3 protein-coding genes are annotated in these 1383 nt (G+C 70.5%); all 3 read left to right on the top strand.

Going from position 1 to position 1383, the window contains the following annotated elements:
- The coding region (pyrF, locus tag AC1D2K_RS34685; protein WP_478094969.1) for an orotidine-5'-phosphate decarboxylase at positions 1-487 on the top strand (487 nt) is incomplete at its 5' end.
- A gap of 43 nt (positions 488-530) precedes the next feature.
- The gene (locus tag AC1D2K_RS34680) at positions 531-881 is read left to right on the top strand and encodes a GFA family protein (protein ID WP_478094967.1); all 351 of its coding nucleotides are present in this window, start codon (positions 531-533) and stop codon (positions 879-881) included.
- Positions 878-1383, top strand: a 506-nt coding sequence (locus AC1D2K_RS34675) for a GFA family protein (RefSeq protein ID WP_478094965.1), incomplete at its 3' end; no start/stop codon positions are given. The genes AC1D2K_RS34680 and AC1D2K_RS34675, both read left to right, overlap by 4 nt.

Here is a 1383-nt window from a genome sequence, read left to right as displayed (position 1 = left end):
CTATGGGGCCGATGCCGTCACGCTGTCTCCGTTCATGGGCTTCGACTCCGTCGAGCCCTACCTGCGCCACCAGGGCAAGGGCGCCTTCTTGCTGTGCCGGACCAGCAACCCCGGTGGCGCCGACCTGCAGGGCCAGCGGCTGGCGGGGATCGAGGGCGAGCCCTTCCTGTATGAGCATGTCGCCAGGCTGGCGCAGGGCCCGTGGAACCTCAACGGCCAGCTCGGCCTGGTGGTCGGTGCCACCTACCCGGCCGAAATCGAACGCGTGCGCGCGCTCGCACCCACGGTGCCGCTGCTGATTCCCGGTGTCGGTGCCCAGGGCGGCGACGCGGTCGCCACGGTCCGCGCCGGCTGGCGTCCGGACGCGCCGATCGTGGTCAATTCATCGCGTGCCATCTGCTACGCCTCGGCCGGCGAAGACTTCGCCGACGCCGCCCGGCGCGAGGCCCTGCGCACCCGCGACGCGCTCCAGGCAGCCAAGCCCTGAGCGGGTGTAATCTGCGGGGCTCGAAAGCCACGGAGACTCCCCGATGACCTACCAAGGAAGCTGCCACTGCGGCCGGATCGCCTTCGACGTCGAAGGCGAGCCCCAGGGGGCGCTGGCCTGCAACTGCTCCATGTGCCAGCGCAAGGGCTCGCTGCTGTGGTTCGTCCCGCGCGCGCAGTTCACCCTGCGCACGCCTGAGGACGACAACATGGGCACCTACCTGTTCAACAAGCACGCCATCCGGCATCGCTTCTGCAAGACCTGCGGCATCCATCCCTTTGCCGAGGCGACGGACCCCAAGGGCCAGCCGATGGCCGCGGTCAACATCCGCTGCCTCGAGGGCATCGATCTCGAGACGGTGCCCGTGCAGCACTACGACGGCCGCTCGCGATGAGCCAGCCGGAGGCGGGCGGGCCGAACCCCTTCCCCGCCGAGGGCGGCTGCACCTGCCGGRCCGTTCGCTATCGCATGGCCACGCGGCCGCTGTTCGTGCAATGCTGCCATTGCCGCTGGTGCCAGCGAGAGAGCGGCTCGGCGTTCGCGCTCAACGCGATGATCGAGGCCGACCGCGTGCAGCTGCTGCAGGGCGAGGTCGAGCGCGTGAAGACGCCCTCGGCGAGCGGTCAGGGCCAGATCGTGGCCCGCTGCCCGCATTGCCGCGTCGCGCTGTGGAGCCATTACGCGGGCAGCGGCGAAGCGATCAGTTTCGTGCGCGTCGGCACGCTCGACGCGCCGGACCTGCTGCCGCCCGACATCCACATCTTCACGATGTCCAGGCAGCCCTGGGTGCTGCTGCCGCCGGGCACGCCGGCGGTGGGCGAGTACTACCGCCGGTCCGAGCACTGGCCGGCCGGGAGCATCGAGCGCCTCAAGGCCTTGAAGACGCAGCCCCCAGC

This window comes from Variovorax sp. P1_H12_2, assembly GCF_056405335.1.
This window is presented reverse-complemented; position numbering and strand designations above follow the sequence as displayed.